Genomic DNA, 18,264 nt, shown 5'->3' with positions numbered 1-18,264 from the left:
GCTCCCTAATGTCCAAGGGTGTCGGTTCTGTTACATTTAAATTTTTACTGCATCAGTTCATAGAAGTATACGCTACAACAAACAATCACTTACAGACTGGCAATAAATGCTTCAAGTAATGCTTTCAGTTTTGCTTTATCGGCTTGTGGGTTGTAGGTAAAAAACTGAAAGTGATCTTTCATTTCATCGTCGTAGGTTGAATAGAAACAGGATGCATTATTTTTACACTTAATCCTGAAAGTGTTATGATTTACATCTTCAATAAGGATATTATTTTTTAAATTTTGCTTGCTTATTTTGGAGTAATAGTTTCCGCCAAAGCTTGTAAAATGAAAAAGTACATCATTGCCTTCTACCACAACATTTTTATACGTGCCGGAATTGTAAATTTTTAAATAGGCATTCAGCGCATCGATTGGTTTTTGTTGGGTACTGTTTGTTGCAGCAGCATTGAGGTTGGCTTTTAATGCTGTTAGAAAATTATTTAGCAACAGCGTGGTTTGATCAATGGTAGAAGGGCCGCTGTTAAAATTAAAATAGTCGTGATAGCTGCCGGTAATTGTAGAATACACACATTTCCTGTTGCCTGCACAACCTAATTTAACATAGTTGTATTGTTTATTGGCACTTACGTAGTCAATGTCTTCCAGTTTGGCTTTGGAATACTTGTTGTCTCCATAGTAGCTGTAAAGGTAACCGTCTTTAACCTCTAAACCCCAATAGCGCCCTCCGTCTAACTTAACAACGTGTGCATTAAATGCATCAAAGGCATTTTTTAAATTATCGTACAGTACAGTACTGTTTACGCCTGTATTTTTTTGCGGTTCGTTTTGTTGCTTGCCGGCAGGGTTGCTTTCTAAAACGTTCATGTTCGATTTATAGCGATCGAAATTGTTTCCGGTATACGTACTTATAAACTCTGTTAACAGCGTTCTGAGTTTATGAATATTATTGCCGCCGGTTTCTGAAAATGCAAATTCGTTGTGGTACGAGTTGGTAAATGTAGAAAATACGCAGTCGGTATTTTGTTTGCAGGTGATGGCTATTTTTTCGTTGGGCACAATCAGCTTTACATCATTCAAATCTGTAAGTTTTATTTTGCGGTAGTTTTTGCCGTCTCTAAAATAATTCACCAAAAAGCCATCTTTTATTTCCATGCGGCCATAATAACCTTTATCGAAAAACTGCAAGTGTTTGTTGATTTCATTCAGGATGTCGGTAGAATTAGTTTGTGCATACGTACACAAACTCAAAAAGAAAGTACTGTAACTAACAAAAACAATTGGTGCCAGCAATTTTCTTACCGGGGCACTCTTTTTAGCTATAGCGATATCCATGCAGCGTTGTTTATTAAGCAGGTAAATTAGTAGCACAAAAGTGCAGCAACTATACCGTTTTCAGGGTATTTTTATTCGTAACTCTGCTTTATTACAAAACTATATGCCTGTTATTGTCATTAAATTCAGGGGGGCGCATAATCTTGCGAGCTTCAGGATGCAACAGGATGGTATTACCGCTTTCTCAAAGTAGTTTACTGCTTTAAACAATTGCCATGAAACGATTTGCTGTAAGCTGTATAATTTTTGCAGTTTCATTTATACACGCCTCTGCGCAAACTGCCGATAGTGTACGCACTTCTTTTACACAGCCTGTTGTACCACGTGTAACGCTGCAGTTACCGGGTGGTAAGGCCAAGGATATACCGAAAGGCCCCTACAAGCCCTCTTGGCAATCCATTAAAGACAACTACAAAGTACCCGACTGGTTTTTGAATGGCAAGTTTGGCATTTTTATTCACTATGGAGTATACACGGTAGCGGCACACGCCAGCGAATGGTATCCCCGCCACATGTATAGTAATGATGGAGTACGCAAATGGCACGAAGCAAAGTTTGGTCCGGTTCACCAATTCGGATATAAAGATTTGATTCCGTTGTTTAAAATGGAACAGTTCAAGGCGGAAGAGTGGGCCGCATTGTTTAAAGCCGCAGGCGCCCGTTATGTAATACCCACTGCCGAACATCACGATGGTTTTGCGATGTACGAAAGTGCGCTCACTAAATGGGATGCGAAGGATATGGGACCACGTATTGATTTTATTGGTGAGTTGGGTAAAGCGGTACGTAAAGAAGGATTGAAGTTTGGGGTATCGAATCACCGGATGGAACATTGGGATTTTATGTATCCGCAGCTAAAAATTAAAACCGATTTATTTGATCCTGCCTACAGCGATTTTTATGGTCCGCCACAGGTACCACCACAACGCACAGAAAAAAAACCAGGTGAAGAAGTAATCGAAGATCAGCAGAAAGCGTATCAGAGTGTTCCGTTTTTAGAAGAATGGCTGATGCGTTGCCAGGAGCTGGTAGATAAGTACCAGCCCGATATGTTTTGGTTTGACAATGGCGTAAACAGCCGCATGCTCGATTCGGTAAAGCTTCGTTTTGCAGCTTATTATTACAACCGTGCTGCACAATGGAAGAAGCCGGTCTCCATCAGCACAAAAAGCGATGCTTATTTAGAAGGAAGTATTAAAGATTTTGAACGGCAGGGACGAGCACCAAAAGAGTTAACCAATTATGTGTGGCAGGTAGATGATCCGATCGGTGAGAAGTTTGGTTATGTAGAAGGCATGAAGCTTACAAATGCAGCCACAATTATTCGCAGGTTAATTGAAAATGTTGCACGCAATGGTAATTATATGCTCAATATTTCGCCAAGGGCCGATGGCACAATACCTCAAGAACAAAAAGATATTCTGCTGGGAGTTGGTAAATGGTTACAACAAAATGGCGAAGGTATTTACGATACCCGTGCCTGGCATTTTGCAGGAGCAGGGCAGGTACGTTTTACACGTAAAGGAAATACGTTATATGCCTTGTTACTGCAGTGGCCTTCTTCTACAATCAACATCGAGTGGCCGCAACCGGAAAAATGGGGTGCCGTTAAAAAAGTAACCTTGTTAGGCGCTGCTGAAAAAATCAATTTTACACAAACCGAAAAGGGTATTACGATACAGCAACCGCAAACGAAGCCCGGAGAACATGCGTGGGTATTTAAACTAGAAGGGCTAACGCTTGATTAATACGAAAGAAAAGACGGAGTTATTTGTAAGCAGGAGTTCCGTTTTTTCCAATTCTTCAGCTGTTAAAATATGGCATTCAGGTTATATATACTGCAGAAACAGCATGCAGGACACCGCAGGATAGCTTAGCTGGCATGAGCGTTAAATTTACAAGCTGTTTCAAACGATTGTGTATGCTGAAGATGTTTAAGCCTTTATTCTGCTGTTTGTTTTTTCTTGTAACGATTTGCAGGGCACAAACCAATGCACTTTCGGTTGCTCATCATCCATCTTCTTTTCCCTTATTTACATCGTCTACTGTTGCTGGCATTTTAATTGATGAGCAGGATGCCAAAGTGGTGCATATTGCTGCAGAAGCATTCATTGCGGATGTGGAATTGATTTCGGGTAAAACCATGCAGCTGAACAAGAGGGGCAATGCTATGCAGGTTATTGCGGGCACCATTGGTCAGTCAAAACACATTGATCAATTGATAAAAGAAAAACGGATTGATGTACGTTCCATTCTGCATAAATGGGAACGTTTTCTTATCAAAGTAATTGCTCCCAATAAATTAATCATTGCCGGCAGCGATCCAAGAGGAACTGCCTTTGGTATTTTTCATTTATCGAGAGCTATGGGCGTATCGCCATGGGTTTGGTGGGCAGATGTAACGCCACAAAAGAAAAAGCAGTTGTACGTTTCCGGTAGTTATTTATCGAAAGAACCAACGGTCAAGTATCGTGGTATTTTTTTGAACGATGAAGATTGGGGATTGCAACCATGGGCCGCCAAAACATTTGAACCTGAAACGGGCGATATAGGCCCCAAAACCTACGCCAAAATTTTTGAATTGTTACTTCGCTTGCGTGCTAACATGATCTGGCCTGCCATGCATCCTTCAACAAAAGCATTCTTTCATTATCCTGGTAATGCACAAATGGCAACGGATTATGCTATTGTTGTTGGCAGTTCGCATGCAGAACCGATGTTGCGTAATAACGTGGATGAATGGAAAGAAAAGACAATGGGCGAGTTTAATTTCATTACCAACCATGATACGATCTACAACTATTGGGAAGAACGGGTGATACAAAGCAAAGGATTGAACGCCTTTTATACATTGGGCATACGTGGTGTGCACGATAGTAAAATGCTTGGCGCAAATACGTTACAGGAGCAAAAGCTTTTGTTGGATAAAGCTGTGAAAGAGCAACGGGAAATGCTGGCGAAGCATAATAATCCTGACATTACAAAAGTTCCACAGGCATTCATTCCCTACAAAGAAGTGCAGGATATTTATGATGCAGGATTTGAAGTGCCGCAGGATGTAACACTTGTTTGGTGCGATGATAACTATGGCTACATCAGGCATTTCCCCAATGAAAAAGAACGGACTCAAACAGGTGGCAACGGTGTGTACTATCATCTTTCGTATTGGGGAAGGCCGCATGATTATCTGTGGCTGAGCAGCACACATCCGGCGCAGATGTATACGCAAATGCGGATGGCGTATGATAAAGGTGCAAGAAATATGTGGATCGTAAATGTGGGTGATATAAAACCAGGTGAGTACTTAACTGAATTGTTTTTAGATATGGCATGGAACATTGATTCCATTGCAAACAATCAAAAAGGCTTAGAGCAGCATTTGCATAACTGGCTTACAAGAGAATTTGGAACAGCAAATGCAAAGGATCTTGTTGCGGTGATGAATGAGTACTATCGCCTGGCCTATATCCGTAAACCTGAATTTATGGGCGCTACACGAACAGAAGAAAGTGATCCGAAATATAAAGTTGTAACGGATTTACCATGGAGCGAAGAGGAGATCAACCAACGTTTGAAAGAATATGCAGCAATTGATACGAAGATTGTGCAGTTAACGAAACGCATGTCATCAACAAAACAGGATAGCTGGTTTCAATTGATTGAATACCCGGTGAGAGGCGCAGCAGCGATCAACCGGAAGTTGTTGTATGCACAACTGGCAAGACATAACAAAGGATCATGGGCATTGAGTGATGCTGCTTATGATAGCGTTGTTGCATTCACAAACAGGTACAACAGTCTTGCAAATGGTAAGTGGAAGTACATGATGGATATGAAGCCAAGAAAACTGGCGGTGTTTGATAAAGCGGATCGGCAAATAATCGACAAACCATTGGTACAAACTGCAAAGCCATTATGTGTTTTCAACGGAACAGGTTATCAAACATTCTACGGACAAAAACCATTGGCACATGGCATGGGTTATCAGCGTGGAGCGGTGAGTGTAGCAAAAGGAAGTGCTGTTACATATACGTTTACAAGTACTGCCGATTCAGCAAAAATTGTGCTGGCGTTAGCACCACATCATCCTGTTGAAGGAACAAAAATCCGTTACAGCATACAAGTGGATGATGGGCCTGTACAAACAGTTGATTACGCCACACAGGGCAGAAGTGAAGAATGGAAACAAAATGTGTTGACCAATCAGGCGAACCGAACAACAACACATGCTATTGGCAAAAATGGGAAACATGTGGTGAAGATAACAGCGGTTGATGAAGGGGTGATTGTTGACCAGGTGAAGGTAATGAGTAGTGAGTAGGGGGCCGTGTAAGTAAATTTTTTATAATAGCTGGATGTTAATCCCCTGCCTGGAGGGGCTGCAAGCTGTTAACCATCGAACAGTTAGAACAGGGTAGGTTAACTAAAACAAAAGTTGATAAAATTATATGATGAAGCAGATTTTCAAAGTTGGATTACTCGTAACACTTAACTTTTTACTCCTAACTTCTTTGCATTCGCAGACAAAACAAATTCAATTCCTCTCCGGTACCGATGCTGCACACACCGTACAATGGGATTTCTTTTGTACAGCCGGTCGAAACAGCGGCGAATGGAAAAAGATACAGGTGCCGAGTTGCTGGGAGCAGCAGGGTTTTGGTAATTACAACTATGGCCGTGATTACAAAACCAACGGCAAGAATTTTCGCTTTTATGATGAGAAGGGAATGTATAAATACCAATTCAAAGTTCCTGCTGCATGGAAGGGAAAGAACATCCACCTTGTATTTGATGGCAGCATGACGGATACCGAAGTAAAAATTAATGGGAAGAGCGCAGGAGAAATTCACAAAGGTGCATTCTATCGGTTTAAGTATGATATTAGTTCTTTGCTCAATTACGACAAGCCCAATACGCTGGAAGTAACCGTAAGTAAAATGAGCAGCGATGCCAGTGTGAACAATGCAGAACGCCTTGCTGACTACTGGGTGTTCGGTGGTATTTTCCGTCCGGTGTTTTTAGAAGCAACACCCAAACAGTATATCGACTATGTGGGTATTGATGCCAAACACGGTGGCAGCTTTGCCATGAAGGTATCTGCAAAAGGACTTACACAAAACGCTACGATCGTTACAACTATTACCGATGCCAATAAAAAAGTAGTGGCAACAGTTAAAACGCCGCTTGCAAAAACAGCGGATCATGTGATTGTGAACAGCACGGTTGCCAACAGTCAATCATGGACATCGGAAACACCCAACCTGTACACGGCAACGGTTGTGTTGCAGGATGCAGCAGGTAAAAAATTATATGAACTCAGTGAAAAGTTTGGTTTCCGCACCATTGAAGTGCGTCGAGGGCAAGGTATTTACATCAATGGCACACAGGTAAAATTTAAAGGTGTGAACCGGCATTGTTTCTGGCCGGAAACAGCAAGGAGTCTGAGTAAGGAACAGGAACTTGCTGATGTGTTGCTGTTAAAAGAAATGAACATGAATGCGGTGCGTTGCAGTCATTATCCACCCGATAACTATTTTCTGCAGTTGTGTGATTCGTTGGGCATTTATGTGATTGACGAACTGGCCGGTTGGCAAAAAGCCTACAGCACCCAAGCCGGTGCACCATTGGTAAAAGAAATGGTGTTGCGTGACCTCAATCATCCTTCCATTGTTTTCTGGAGCAACGGCAACGAAGGCGGACATAACAAAGAACTGGTGGATGATTATGCGCAATATGATTTTTCGAACAGAACAGTGATTCATGCGCATCACCGTCCGGGCAATGCCATTAACGGTATTGATTGCAATCACTACGAAGATTATTACAGCACCGAAAAAATATTGAACGATTCGCTGATCTATATGCCCACCGAAATGCTGCATGCACAGGACGATGGTGGTGGTGGTGCAGCGATGGAAGATTTCTGGAACCTGCACTGGCGTTCGCAAAGAAGTGGTGGTGTGTTCATCTGGGCGTTGGTGGATGAAGCTGTGGTGCGTACCGATCTCAACAATGTACTGGATGCAAACGGACTGAATGCCAACGATGGTATTCTTGGTCCGCACCGTGAAAAAGAAGGCAGCTATTATGCATTGCGGGAGATCTTTTCACCCATTCAATTAAAACTTCCTGCGCAATTACCTTCAACATTCAACGGCAGCATTGAACTCGATAACCGTTTTCATTTCACCAATACCAAACAATGTACTTTCTATTGGGCATTGGTTGATTTTAGCAAACCCTTTGATCGTTTTGATGGTTACATCGTGAAACAAAAAGGAACGATCACTGCACCTGATATTGCTGCAACAAAACAAGGAACATTGCAACTGCAATTACCTGCTGACTACAAGAACTATGATGCACTGATTATTGTTGCCCGTGATCCTTATGGTAAAGAAATCTACAAATGGACAAGCGAGATCAAAACAAAACAATTGCAGTTGAACGGATTTGTTACAGTAAAGAATGATGAAGCAACGGTGAAGGAAACCGATACCGTCTATAGCATTACCGGTGGTGATGTAACCATAGTGCTTGATAAAAAATCGGGCAACCTGGTTACCACAAAAAATTCAAGTAACGATTATGTGCTTTCTTTTAATAACGGTCCTGTATTAGTGAAAGGAACTGCAAGCGTCGTTTCATCCAAAACATACAAAGAAGGGAATAATGCAGTGGTTGAGTTTATGTACAGCGGCGATCTGCATTTTGTAAAATGGAAGATGAATGCAAGCGGCTGGACAACGATGGAATACGAATATGCTGTAACGGGCGATGCGCCGTTTACCGGTATCAGTTTCAACTACCCGGAGAATTATGTGATTTCGTCGAGATGGCTGGGCAAGGGTCCGGTGCGGCAGTGGAAGAACCGCATGGCCGGTACACCTGTGAATGTGTGGCAGAATTTATACAACAATACGCACACGGGTTATTCGCCGGTGGTATATCCGGAGTTTAAAGGTTATTATGGTGATGTAACCTGGATGGAGTTGAATACGGTTGAAGGGAAGCTGTACATTGCTTCACCGGATAATGGTTTGTTCGTTCGTCTCTTTGATTTTTATGCATTGAGTGCAGCAGCGAAACCACATCCCGAAATTCCGGTGGGGAATATTTCGTTCCTTGATTGTATTCCGCCCATCGGCACCAAACTGGCAACCGGATTAACAACGAACACCAGAGTGTACGGACCGATGAGTGAACTGAATCATGTGAGTGGCAGTAAGAAACGCACCTTGTATTTTTATTTCGGACTGCCAAAGACAACGGATTCGAAAGAGAATTATAGTCGCCCGGCGGTTGATAATGTATTCTGATTTTTTACCACAGAGACACAGAGGCACAGAGTTATTTTGTGTTGAGTGTTTTTGTGGAAATAAAAACTCCTAAAATGAAATTGATTTTTTCTTCTTTTCTTCTCTGTGTTCTTTGTGTCTCTGTGGTTCACTCACAAACCATTAACCGTGAAGCAGTGGTGAAGCGCCACAATGTAAAGGTGCATAAGATCGATTCGCTTGCTTCATTAACTGTAGGTAATGGCAATTTTGCTTTTACTGTAGATGCAACCGGTATGCAGAGTTTTCCGGAAGCGTATGCAAAAGGTGTTCCACTGGGCACACAATCGGCATGGGGCTGGCATAGTTTTCCCAACACAGAAAATTTAAATGTAAAGGACGCCTTAAAGACCTACGACCTGGAAGGACGGAAAATATCTTACACGGTACAGGTGAAAGAACCGGAGCTGGGCCGGAAGACCGTTGATTATTTCCGTGTGAATCCGCATCGTTTGCAATTAGGAAACATCGGATTGGAAATAAAAAGGAAAGATGGTTCGCTGGCTACAGCAAACGATATTCAACAGATCAAACAGGAACTGCATGTATGGACGGGGATCATCACGAGTCAGTTTACAGTAGAAGGCGTGCCGGTAAAAGTGACGACTGCTGCACACCAACAGTATGATGCTGTTTCCTTTCGTATTGAATCGCCGTTGTTAAACAGTAACCGCATTGCTATTCGTATGCGTTTTCCTTATCCCAATGGACAGTTTAAAGATGTGGGTGATAATTTTAAGAGCGATGATCGACATCGTTCAACTCTCACAACCAGCAAAGGTGCTGCACTCGTCCAACGCACATTGGATACAACGAATTACTATGTGGATGTAAACTGGACCTCTTCTGCCAGCATCAAAAAAACAGGAGCCCATTATTTCGTCTTGCAACCAACAGCAAAAGATGCCTTTGAATGCAGTTTCATTTTTTCGGAAAAGAAACCCGTTACAACCCTCACTAATTTTTTCAAAACAAAACAAAGCAGTGAATTGACGTGGAAGAAATTCTGGATGAGTGGAGGTGCAGTTGATTTTTCTGCAACAAAAGATACCCGTGCATTTGAACTGGAGCGGAGAGTCGTGTTATCGCAATATCTCACCAAAGTGAATTGTGCTTCCGCCTATCCGCCACAGGAAACAGGTTTAACCTATAACAGCTGGTTTGGTAAGCCACATCTGGAAATGCATTGGTGGCATGCGGTGCATTTTGCACAATGGGGCAGACCTGAGCTGATGGAAAAAAGTTTAGACTGGTATTTCAACGTTGCTGAAAAAGCAAAGCTCATTGCACAACGCCAGGGCTTTGAAGGTGTACGCTGGCAAAAGATGACCGATCATAATGGTGATGAGGCACCTTCTTCTGTTGGTGCATTCCTCATCTGGCAGCAACCGCATTTTATTTATATGGCCGAGATGCTGTACCGTCATAATCCCAACAGCAAAACGTTGAATAAGTACAAAGACCTGTTGTTTGCTACGGCTGATTTTATGGCATCGTTTCCGTCTTACAACGCTGCTACGAAAAAATACAATCTCGGTAAGGGATTAATTCCTGCACAGGAATGTTTTGATGCAGTGTCTACTTTCAATCCAACTTATGAATTGTCGTACTGGAGCTGGGCTTTGGAAGTAGCGCAACAATGGCGTATACGTGCAGGTTTGCCAAGAGAAAAGAAATGGGATGAGATCATCCATAACCTTGCACCATTGCCGCAGATCAATGGTGTTTATCTTGCAGCGGGCAACACACCTGATTGTTATGAAAAAGGTTCGAAATATTTAACCGATCATCCGGCAGTATTAGGTGCTTACAGTACTATTCCTGCTGCCAACGGATTGGATACCGTTGTGATGAAGAAAACCTATTTCACGGTATTAGAAAAATGGGACTGGAATGAAACATGGGGTTGGGATTATCCACTCATGGCGATGACTGCTGCACGTTTGCACATGGGCGAAGAAGCGGTGAATACCTTGCTGATGCCGGTTAGAACGAATACGTATTTAATCAACGGGCATAATTACCAGGATGATCGTTTAACCATTTATCTGCCCGGTAATGGTGGTGTGTTGAATGCGGTTGCCTTGATGTGTACAGGAGCAGATGCAGACAAAGGAATCAATATTGGTTTTCCGAAAGCGTGGAACGTGAAGTGGGAAGGGTTGAAGAAAATGTTTTAGCCCCCATGAACTACGTTCGCAACTTTCGTAACTCAGTTGCCCCTAAAGCGGGAACTGCATGACACAGGCCTTACTTTTCATAAATGCCTATTAACAAAATGAGATTAACTGTACTTCTTACATTGTTACTTACACTTACACAATTCTCTTTCGCACAGGAGAAAAAGCGATGGCATGGCATTGAGCGGCAGGTTCGTTATCGGCCTGAAGGAACTGATATTATCATTGAAAACGGAACAAGACGTTTTAACCGGGCATTGTATGGCGGCAATACGGCGTTTCGTGCAGAAGCAGGCGACTTGCCTGAATTCGCCTTATACATGCCGGGCATGGGTGGTAATCTGAAATTCGGCATTATCGGAAACGGAAAAAGTAAATGGCTGATCGAGTGTAAAAAGATCAAAGCGATTTATCGTGCAGGTTCCATGTTGTACGAAATAAAAGATGAATTGCTGGGTGAGGGTATTATCCGCTTACATGTACTTGCATTGTATGATCGTGAAGGAATGATTGTGCAACTGCAAACAGAAAATGTTTCAACTGCTGTACAGTTCGTTGCCGTGTATGGTGGTGCTACCGGCAAAAAGTTTTCACGTGATGGTGATATTGGCGCTGATCCTGAATCTTCGTTTTATTTGAAACCGGAGTATTGCAAGGATAATGTTTATCAGATTACGAAAAATAATTTCAGTCTGCTGTATGGTTTTGCAAAACCGCTGACTGAAGAAGAACGGTATGAAGTACAGCATCTTCCTGCAAATGCCAATAACAATTCATCTGTTGCAGAAAAGGGAAAAGAACTAACCGGTGTATTTCCATTAACAGCTGTTTTGAAAATTGCGGATGCAACAAAACAACAATCGCCCCTTGCGTTATTACAATCAGACAGTACAGCTGTTTCTCCATTGATCACTGCCCGTCTTCAGCTGAAAGACAAACAAACCTATTTCTTTGCTGTACAAAAACCAGAAAAGAATAAAACAATTAATTATGCTTTATTGCCGCAATTGTTTCAACAGGCAGAAGCAGCAAGAAAGAAAATCGCCGAGCGCATCAAGGTGGTTACACCTGATCCGTTCATCAATACATTAGGTGGAGTCTTGGGTATTGCGGCCGATGGCGTATGGGAAGATCCATCGTTTATGCATGGTGCCGTTGCGTGGCGGATGCGTTTGAATGGCTGGCGTGGTGCGTATGTAGCCGATGTGTTTGGCTGGCACGATCGTGCAAAAAAACATTTCAATGGGTATGCATTGTCGCAGGTAACCACACCTGCAAGCGGACCCGTTGTTGCCGATACGGCTTTGCATTTAGGAAGACAGTTGGAGAAACTGGGCACATCCTTGTTCAGCAGTGGCTATATTTCCCGCAATCCCGGTGGTGATCTGCGTGCACATCATTATGATATGAACCTGGTGTTCATCGATCAACTCTTCAATCATTTTAACTGGACAGGTGATACGGCTTATGTACGACAGATGTGGCCCTTGCTGGTTCGTCACCTTGATTGGGAGAAACGAAATTTTGATGTAGATGGCGATGGCTTGTACGATTCGTATGCGGCTATCTGGGCCAGTGATGCATTGCAGTACAGTGGAGGAGGAGTAACGCATTCATCGGCGTATAATTATCGTTCCAACAAAATGGCGGCACAGTTGGCGAAGATTATTGGAGTTGATGGCAGCCAATATGAAGCGGAAGCGAATAAAATTTTAAAGGCGATTAATCAGCAGTTGTGGATGAAGCAGAAAGGCTGGTATGCAGAATACAAGGATTTGCTTGGTAATAAATTGTTGCATGAGTCGGCTGCATTGTGGACGATCTATCATGCGATTGATGAAGGCATTGCTGATCCGTTTCAAGCGTATCAATCGTTGCAGTATGTAAAGGATTTTATTCCGCATATTCCGATACTTGCAAAAGGCCTGAAGGATTCGTCGTTGTATACATTGTCAACCACCAACTGGCAACCGTATACCTGGAGTTTGAATAATGTGGCATTACCTGAACTGCTTCACACATCACTAGCGTTCTGGCAGGGTGGTGATAAAGAAGAAGCGTATCGTTTATGGAAGAGTTCGTTGATGGAAAGTATGTATCTCGGCGCCAGTCCGGGTAATATTCAACAGCTGAGTTTTTATGATGCCATACGGGGAGAATTGTACAGAGATTTTGCAGATCCGATCGGGATGGCCGGCAGAACATTGGTGGAAGGATTGTTTGGCGTGTTGCCCGATGCATTGCATAACCGTTTAGTGATCAAACCAGGTCTGCCGCACCAATGGAACAATGCTGCATTAACCACGCCCAATATGCAGTTTGTATTCAAACGCACACGCTTAACAGAAGAATATATCCTGCAACCAAGCTTCAGCAGACCACTGCACTTGCAATTGATCATTCCTGCTTACAGGGAATCGGTTGAATCAATTACAGTGAATGGTCAATCTGCCAAATGGAAAGTGGTAGACAGTATCATCGGTACGCCTTCGTTACAGATTGATGCAGCTGCTGCTAAATCCTATTTGATTGTGATTAAATGGAAAGGTGAAGGATTTGAAAAGCCTTTATATAAACAAGCATATAACGGCAAAGAGTTGGTGCAAGTAAAATTAAACAAGGCCATCATTTTAAATCATTATCAACCGGTAGAAGTGTTGCGGAATGTAGTTCGTACAACAAACACTGTATCGGGAAATGTACATCATGCAGGCGTCAACAGTTTGTACCTGCAGTTGAAGCAAGGCGATTTCAGTTGGTTTGAACCATTGAATTTTTCATTGATCGTTGATGAACCCTTTGTTGAAACAGTAACCATCACGCCCGACACAAAATTTGAAACCGTTGATCTTACTCCACATTTCAACGATGCAGTAACGAATATTTTTAAGAATGAATACTTGTCACCCCGTCCGGCTGTACCAACCTTGCAATTGCCCACGCAGGGCATCGGCAACTGGGCTTATCCATTAACCACTGCCAACATCAACGATAGCGGTCTGCGTGTAAAAGCAGGGTTGAAGAAAGAACTGCTCATTAACAACATTCCTTTCAAATCAAGCTCCACCGAAAAGAAGAATATCGTGTTTACCTCTATGTGGGACAATTATCCTGATTCGGTTGTATTGCCGTTGAGCGGTGCTGCATCCCATGTTTACTTCTTAATGACAGGCAGTACCAATCCCATGCAAAGCCGGATGCTGAACGGAACGGTGGTTGTACATTATACCGATGGATCTTCATCTGTACTGGAGTTAAAGAACCCGGAGAACTGGTGGCCCATTGAACAGGATTATCTCATTGATGGTTTTGCCTTTACTGCCGGTGAAACAAAACCTACCCGTGTTTTATTAAAGACCGGTGAAGTGATGCCGGCGAATTATAAGTACAGCAGCATCAAAGGTTTTTCCAATTTTGGTATTGAGGGTGGTGCTGCAACGGTGCTGCATTTAAAACTGGATCCAAACAAACAATTAAAAAGTCTTACACTTAAAACTATTGCCAATGATGTGGTGATCGGGTTGATGAGTGTAACATTGATCCGGTAAACAACGAATCAACAGATCTAAGTCTTATATTGCCATTTAAACGATTACTGTATGTTGTCTGCAAAACGTTTTTCTTTACTGAGCTGTTGCTTGTTTATTCTGATGTGGTGTCATGCACAAACCAAACATCAGCCGGATAAGGCATTATTAAAAGCCATTGATCAGAATATGATCGATGCGGCCGCACAATACAAAGTGCTGCTGCAAAATCTGCCAGCTGAGAAATTTCCGAAGACCTATTTCCCAACAACCGACAAATACGAATTCAGCAATTCGGGCTGGTGGTGCAGTGGTTTTTATCCCGGCACGTTGCTGTATCTCTACACACAAACAAAAGATGAAGTGCTGTACAAAGAAGCCCAACGTATACTTGAAGTGTTAAAGAAAGAGCAATTCAATAAAACAACCCATGATCTTGGGTTTATGATGTATTGCAGTTTCGGCAATGCCAATTTAATACAGCCATCTGCAGCGTATAAAGATATTTTGGTGACAAGTGCGAAGTCCTTGTCCACACGTTTTAGCCCTGTTACAGGTGTTATTAAATCATGGGATGGTAAGCCGAACGAATACTTGGTGATCATTGATAACATGATGAACTTGAAACTACTCTTCTGGGCAACACAGGTAACAGGCGATTCTTCGTTTTATAAAATTGCTGTAACACATGCCAACACAACAATGAAGAATCATTTCCGTGCCGATAACAGTTCGTATCATGTGTTGAACTATCATGCGCAAACAGGAGCTGTTCAACAAAAAAAGACAGCACAGGGTTTTGCTGATGAGAGTGCGTGGGCGAGGGGACAGGCATGGGGCTTGTATGGCTACACTGAAACCTACAGAGAAACAAAAGACAGGAAATATTTGGAACAGGCGAATAAGATCGCAGCGTTTATTTTAAATCATCCCAATCTTCCAACTGATAAAATTCCTTACTGGGATTTTAATGCACCGGATATTCCCAATGCCTTGCGTGATGTTTCAGCGGCCACGATCATGGCATCAGCTTTATTAGAGCTAAGCGGTTATGTGAACAAGGAATTATCCACTAAGTATTTCAAGGCGGCAGAAACGATCTTAAAGAATCTGTCAACCGATCAATACAAGGCTGCGGCAGGAACAAATGGAGGATTTATCCTGAAACATAGTGTAGGACATAAACCGGCCGGAACTGAAATTGATGTGCCGTTAACCTATGCTGATTATTATTTTGTAGAAGCCATGCTGCGTTACAAAGCGATGTTTAAAAAATAAGAAGGATGAAGAAGATCAGTTCGTTGGTTCTGCTGTTGATGCAAGTGCTGTACCTACGTGCACAAAGTGATTCGGTCTACCTGTTTGCCTATTTCAAAAATAACGGTCAGGATGGTTTGCATCTGGCTTACAGCCATGATGGTTTCAAATGGAGTGCGTTGAAAAAAGACAGTTCGTTTCTGCAACCAACTGTTGCAAAAGATAAGTTGATGCGTGATCCCTGCATTATTCGTGGTGCAGATGGACTGTTTCATATGGTGTGGACAGTGAGCTGGAATGATCGTGGGATTGGTTATGCAAGTAGCAAAGATCTGATCAACTGGAGTGAACAGCGTTTTATTCCCGTGATGATGCACGAAGATTCGGCCCGCAACTGCTGGGCACCGGAGATTACCTATGATGCAAAGAAGCAACAATACATGATCTATTGGGCAACAACGATCAAAGGAAAGTATCCTGCTGATCCGAAAGTGGAGAATGGGTACAATCACCGGATGTATTATGTCCTCACGAAAGATTTTAAAACCTTCAGCAAAACAAAACTGCTGTACGATAAAGGGTTTAATGTGATTGATGCAAGCATTGTTCCCAATGGCAAACAGTTTATCATGTTCCTGAAAGATGAAACAAGAGAGCCTGTGCAGAAGAACATCAAAATAGCTACGAGTAAAAAACTCAACAGCGGTTACAGCGAAGCTTCTGCACCCATCACCGGTAATTACTGGGCAGAAGGGCCAACCACTTTAAAGATCAATGGTACATGGATCGTGTACTTCGATAAATACCGGGATCATAAATATGGCGCAGTACAATCAACCGATCTCAAAAACTGGACAGATATTTCGGATAAGATTTCATTGCCAAGCGGCATCAGGCATGGAACAATTCTTACAATCAGTAAGGCAGCGTTTGAATTGTTGCCGAAATAATGTCAAATCAAACTAACTAAAATATCAAACGTTCACTTATGAAAAGCAGTTTCTACCGTTCTATTTCACAAGGTTTATTTGTTGCAGGAATCCTTGGATCTTATTTGATAGTAAAAGTTCCTCTTTTAATTATTGTTTGGGCATTAATGCTGCTTATTGCTGCGCAACAATTAATTACCTATAAGCAACTCCATGTCATCGAAAATAAAATACCGGAAAACAAAGCGGCAATTATTATTCGCAGGCAAAAAATAGTTGTAAGAATAATTCAGATTGCAGTTGTAATCTCCGCTGTATTAATTGCGAGTCAAACTTTTCATGAAATTAAGTTTTGAAACGGAACAGACCTGACAGGTTGAGCAAAATTTTACTGTCAGTTTTAGTTATGACAAATAACACGAAAAGGCTTAACCTGTCAGGTCAGGTTTACCTCACGCCAACTTGATCTTACTGATCATATAGCTGATCACCAAACCCAATACTGCAATCACTGCAAAGGAAGAGCGCAGTCCGGCCAGTTCTGCAATATAACCAATCAATGGTGGCCCCATCAAAAAGCCAAAAAAGCCAACGCCTGAAACAGTTGCTATCGCAATACCACTGGCGACTTCTTTTACTTTTCCTGCGGTACTATAAACAAGCGGAATAATACTGCTCACACCAAAACCTACAATCATAAAACCGATGGTTGCAAAAATGATGTTGGGCAGCAATACAGCAATCATCATTCCGGTAAAGATGAGCACACCACTCAGCTGCACCATTCTCTTTCGGCCAAAACGTTCGGCTAATCTGTCGCCGGTAAAACGTCCGGTGGCCATCATCACCATAAACGATGCATAACCCAGCGATACCAGTTCGCCTTTTACTTCCACCACTTCTTTAAAATACACACCGCTCCAGTCGAACATACAACCTTCGGCACTCAAACAACAAAAAGCAATCAAGCCCAACTGCAACAACAAACCTTTTGGAAACTGAAACCGTTTAAACGATGAAGCTGTTTTACTTACAGGGGTAATGATGAGTTTTTTCTGAAAGAAAAGATTCAGTGTAATGACCGTTCCTGCAACAAGCATGAAGTGATAAACCGGCTGTAAGTTGAAACGCATCATCAGCAAACCAACCAATGCACCCGTAAAACCGGCCGTGCTCCACACACCATGAAAGGAGGCAAGTATAGAGCGGCCAAACAAGGATTCTGCATTTACTGCTTGTGTATTCACAGAAATATTGCAGAGATTACCTGATAAGCCAAATAAATAAAGTGCTGCAGCCAATTGCCAGGCGGCTGTGGTAGATCCGATCAGGATTAAGGTTAGTGCATAGCCAATTGCGGCCAACCGCAACACATATTTGCTGCCGAAACGTGTAACCAGTTTACCACTGAAGGGCATCATCGTTAATTGTCCGGCAGGCAATGCCAGCAGAATGCTGCCCAAGGCAGCTTCCGATAATTGCAAGGTGGTTTTAATATCAGGTATGCGGCTTGCCCAGCTGGCAAAACAAATTCCCTGGCAGAAAAAGAACACAGAAACTGCAATGCGTATTTGCCGTTTGGTATAACTGCTGTTTAACTGGGCGATGTCTGTTGCTTGCATATTCTTGGCGCAAAAGTATTCCAAAAATGATGCGTGCACAGGGGTTTCGGCACATAAAAATCAGTAAACGTTTTC

General features: G+C 42.4%; 10 protein-coding genes. 8 read left to right on the top strand and 2 right to left on the bottom strand.

The window, feature by feature from the left end:
• Positions 1-89 precede the first annotated feature (89 nt).
• Positions 90-1,337, bottom strand: a complete 1,248-nt coding sequence (locus IQ13_RS03775; RefSeq protein ID WP_144884645.1) for a hypothetical protein — start codon at positions 1,335-1,337, stop codon at positions 90-92.
• A 215-nt stretch (positions 1,338-1,552) separates the two neighbouring features.
• Between IQ13_RS03775 and IQ13_RS03770 the strand changes: the two genes are divergently transcribed.
• The 8 genes from IQ13_RS03770 (at position 1,553) to IQ13_RS03735 (ending at position 16,923) form a co-directional block, all read left to right on the top strand.
• Positions 1,553-3,085: an alpha-L-fucosidase gene (locus IQ13_RS03770; RefSeq protein WP_144884643.1), complete on the top strand. Its 1,533-nt coding sequence runs from the start codon at positions 1,553-1,555 to the stop codon at positions 3,083-3,085.
• Positions 3,086-3,258: 173 nt separating this feature from the next.
• On the top strand, positions 3,259-5,658 hold the full coding sequence (locus IQ13_RS03765) for a glycosyl hydrolase 115 family protein (RefSeq protein WP_242009474.1): 2,400 nt from the start codon (positions 3,259-3,261) through the stop codon (positions 5,656-5,658).
• A 127-nt stretch (positions 5,659-5,785) separates the two neighbouring features.
• Complete coding sequence (locus tag IQ13_RS03760; RefSeq protein WP_144884641.1) at positions 5,786-8,656, top strand: glycoside hydrolase family 2 protein; 2,871 nt, start codon at positions 5,786-5,788, stop codon at positions 8,654-8,656.
• 74 nt (positions 8,657-8,730) lie between these two features.
• On the top strand, positions 8,731-10,854 hold the full coding sequence (locus IQ13_RS03755) for a hypothetical protein (protein WP_144884639.1): 2,124 nt from the start codon (positions 8,731-8,733) through the stop codon (positions 10,852-10,854).
• 98 nt (positions 10,855-10,952) lie between these two features.
• Complete coding sequence (locus IQ13_RS03750; RefSeq protein ID WP_199758161.1) at positions 10,953-14,402, top strand: DUF4450 domain-containing protein; 3,450 nt, start codon at positions 10,953-10,955, stop codon at positions 14,400-14,402.
• A gap of 51 nt (positions 14,403-14,453) precedes the next feature.
• Positions 14,454-15,659, top strand: coding sequence for a glycoside hydrolase family 88 protein (locus tag IQ13_RS03745; protein WP_242009473.1), 1,206 nt, complete (start codon positions 14,454-14,456; stop codon positions 15,657-15,659).
• Positions 15,660-15,664: 5 nt separating this feature from the next.
• Positions 15,665-16,588 (top strand): glycoside hydrolase family 43 protein, encoded by a 924-nt coding sequence (locus IQ13_RS03740; protein ID WP_144884635.1) that lies wholly within the window; start codon positions 15,665-15,667, stop codon positions 16,586-16,588.
• Between the two features lie 38 nt (positions 16,589-16,626).
• Entirely contained in the window at positions 16,627-16,923 is a 297-nt protein-coding gene (locus IQ13_RS03735; RefSeq protein WP_144884633.1) for a hypothetical protein, read from the top strand.
• 96 nt (positions 16,924-17,019) lie between these two features.
• On the opposite strand, the gene IQ13_RS03730 is transcribed toward IQ13_RS03735, so the two are convergent.
• Positions 17,020-18,189, bottom strand: coding sequence for an MFS transporter (locus IQ13_RS03730; protein ID WP_144884631.1), 1,170 nt, complete (start codon positions 18,187-18,189; stop codon positions 17,020-17,022).
• Between the last annotated feature and the right edge of the window lie 75 nt (positions 18,190-18,264).

Origin of the sequence: Lacibacter cauensis (assembly GCF_007830055.1) — a bacterium.
Lineage (GTDB): Bacteria > Bacteroidota > Bacteroidia > Chitinophagales > Chitinophagaceae > Lacibacter > Lacibacter cauensis.
This window is presented reverse-complemented; position numbering and strand designations above follow the sequence as displayed.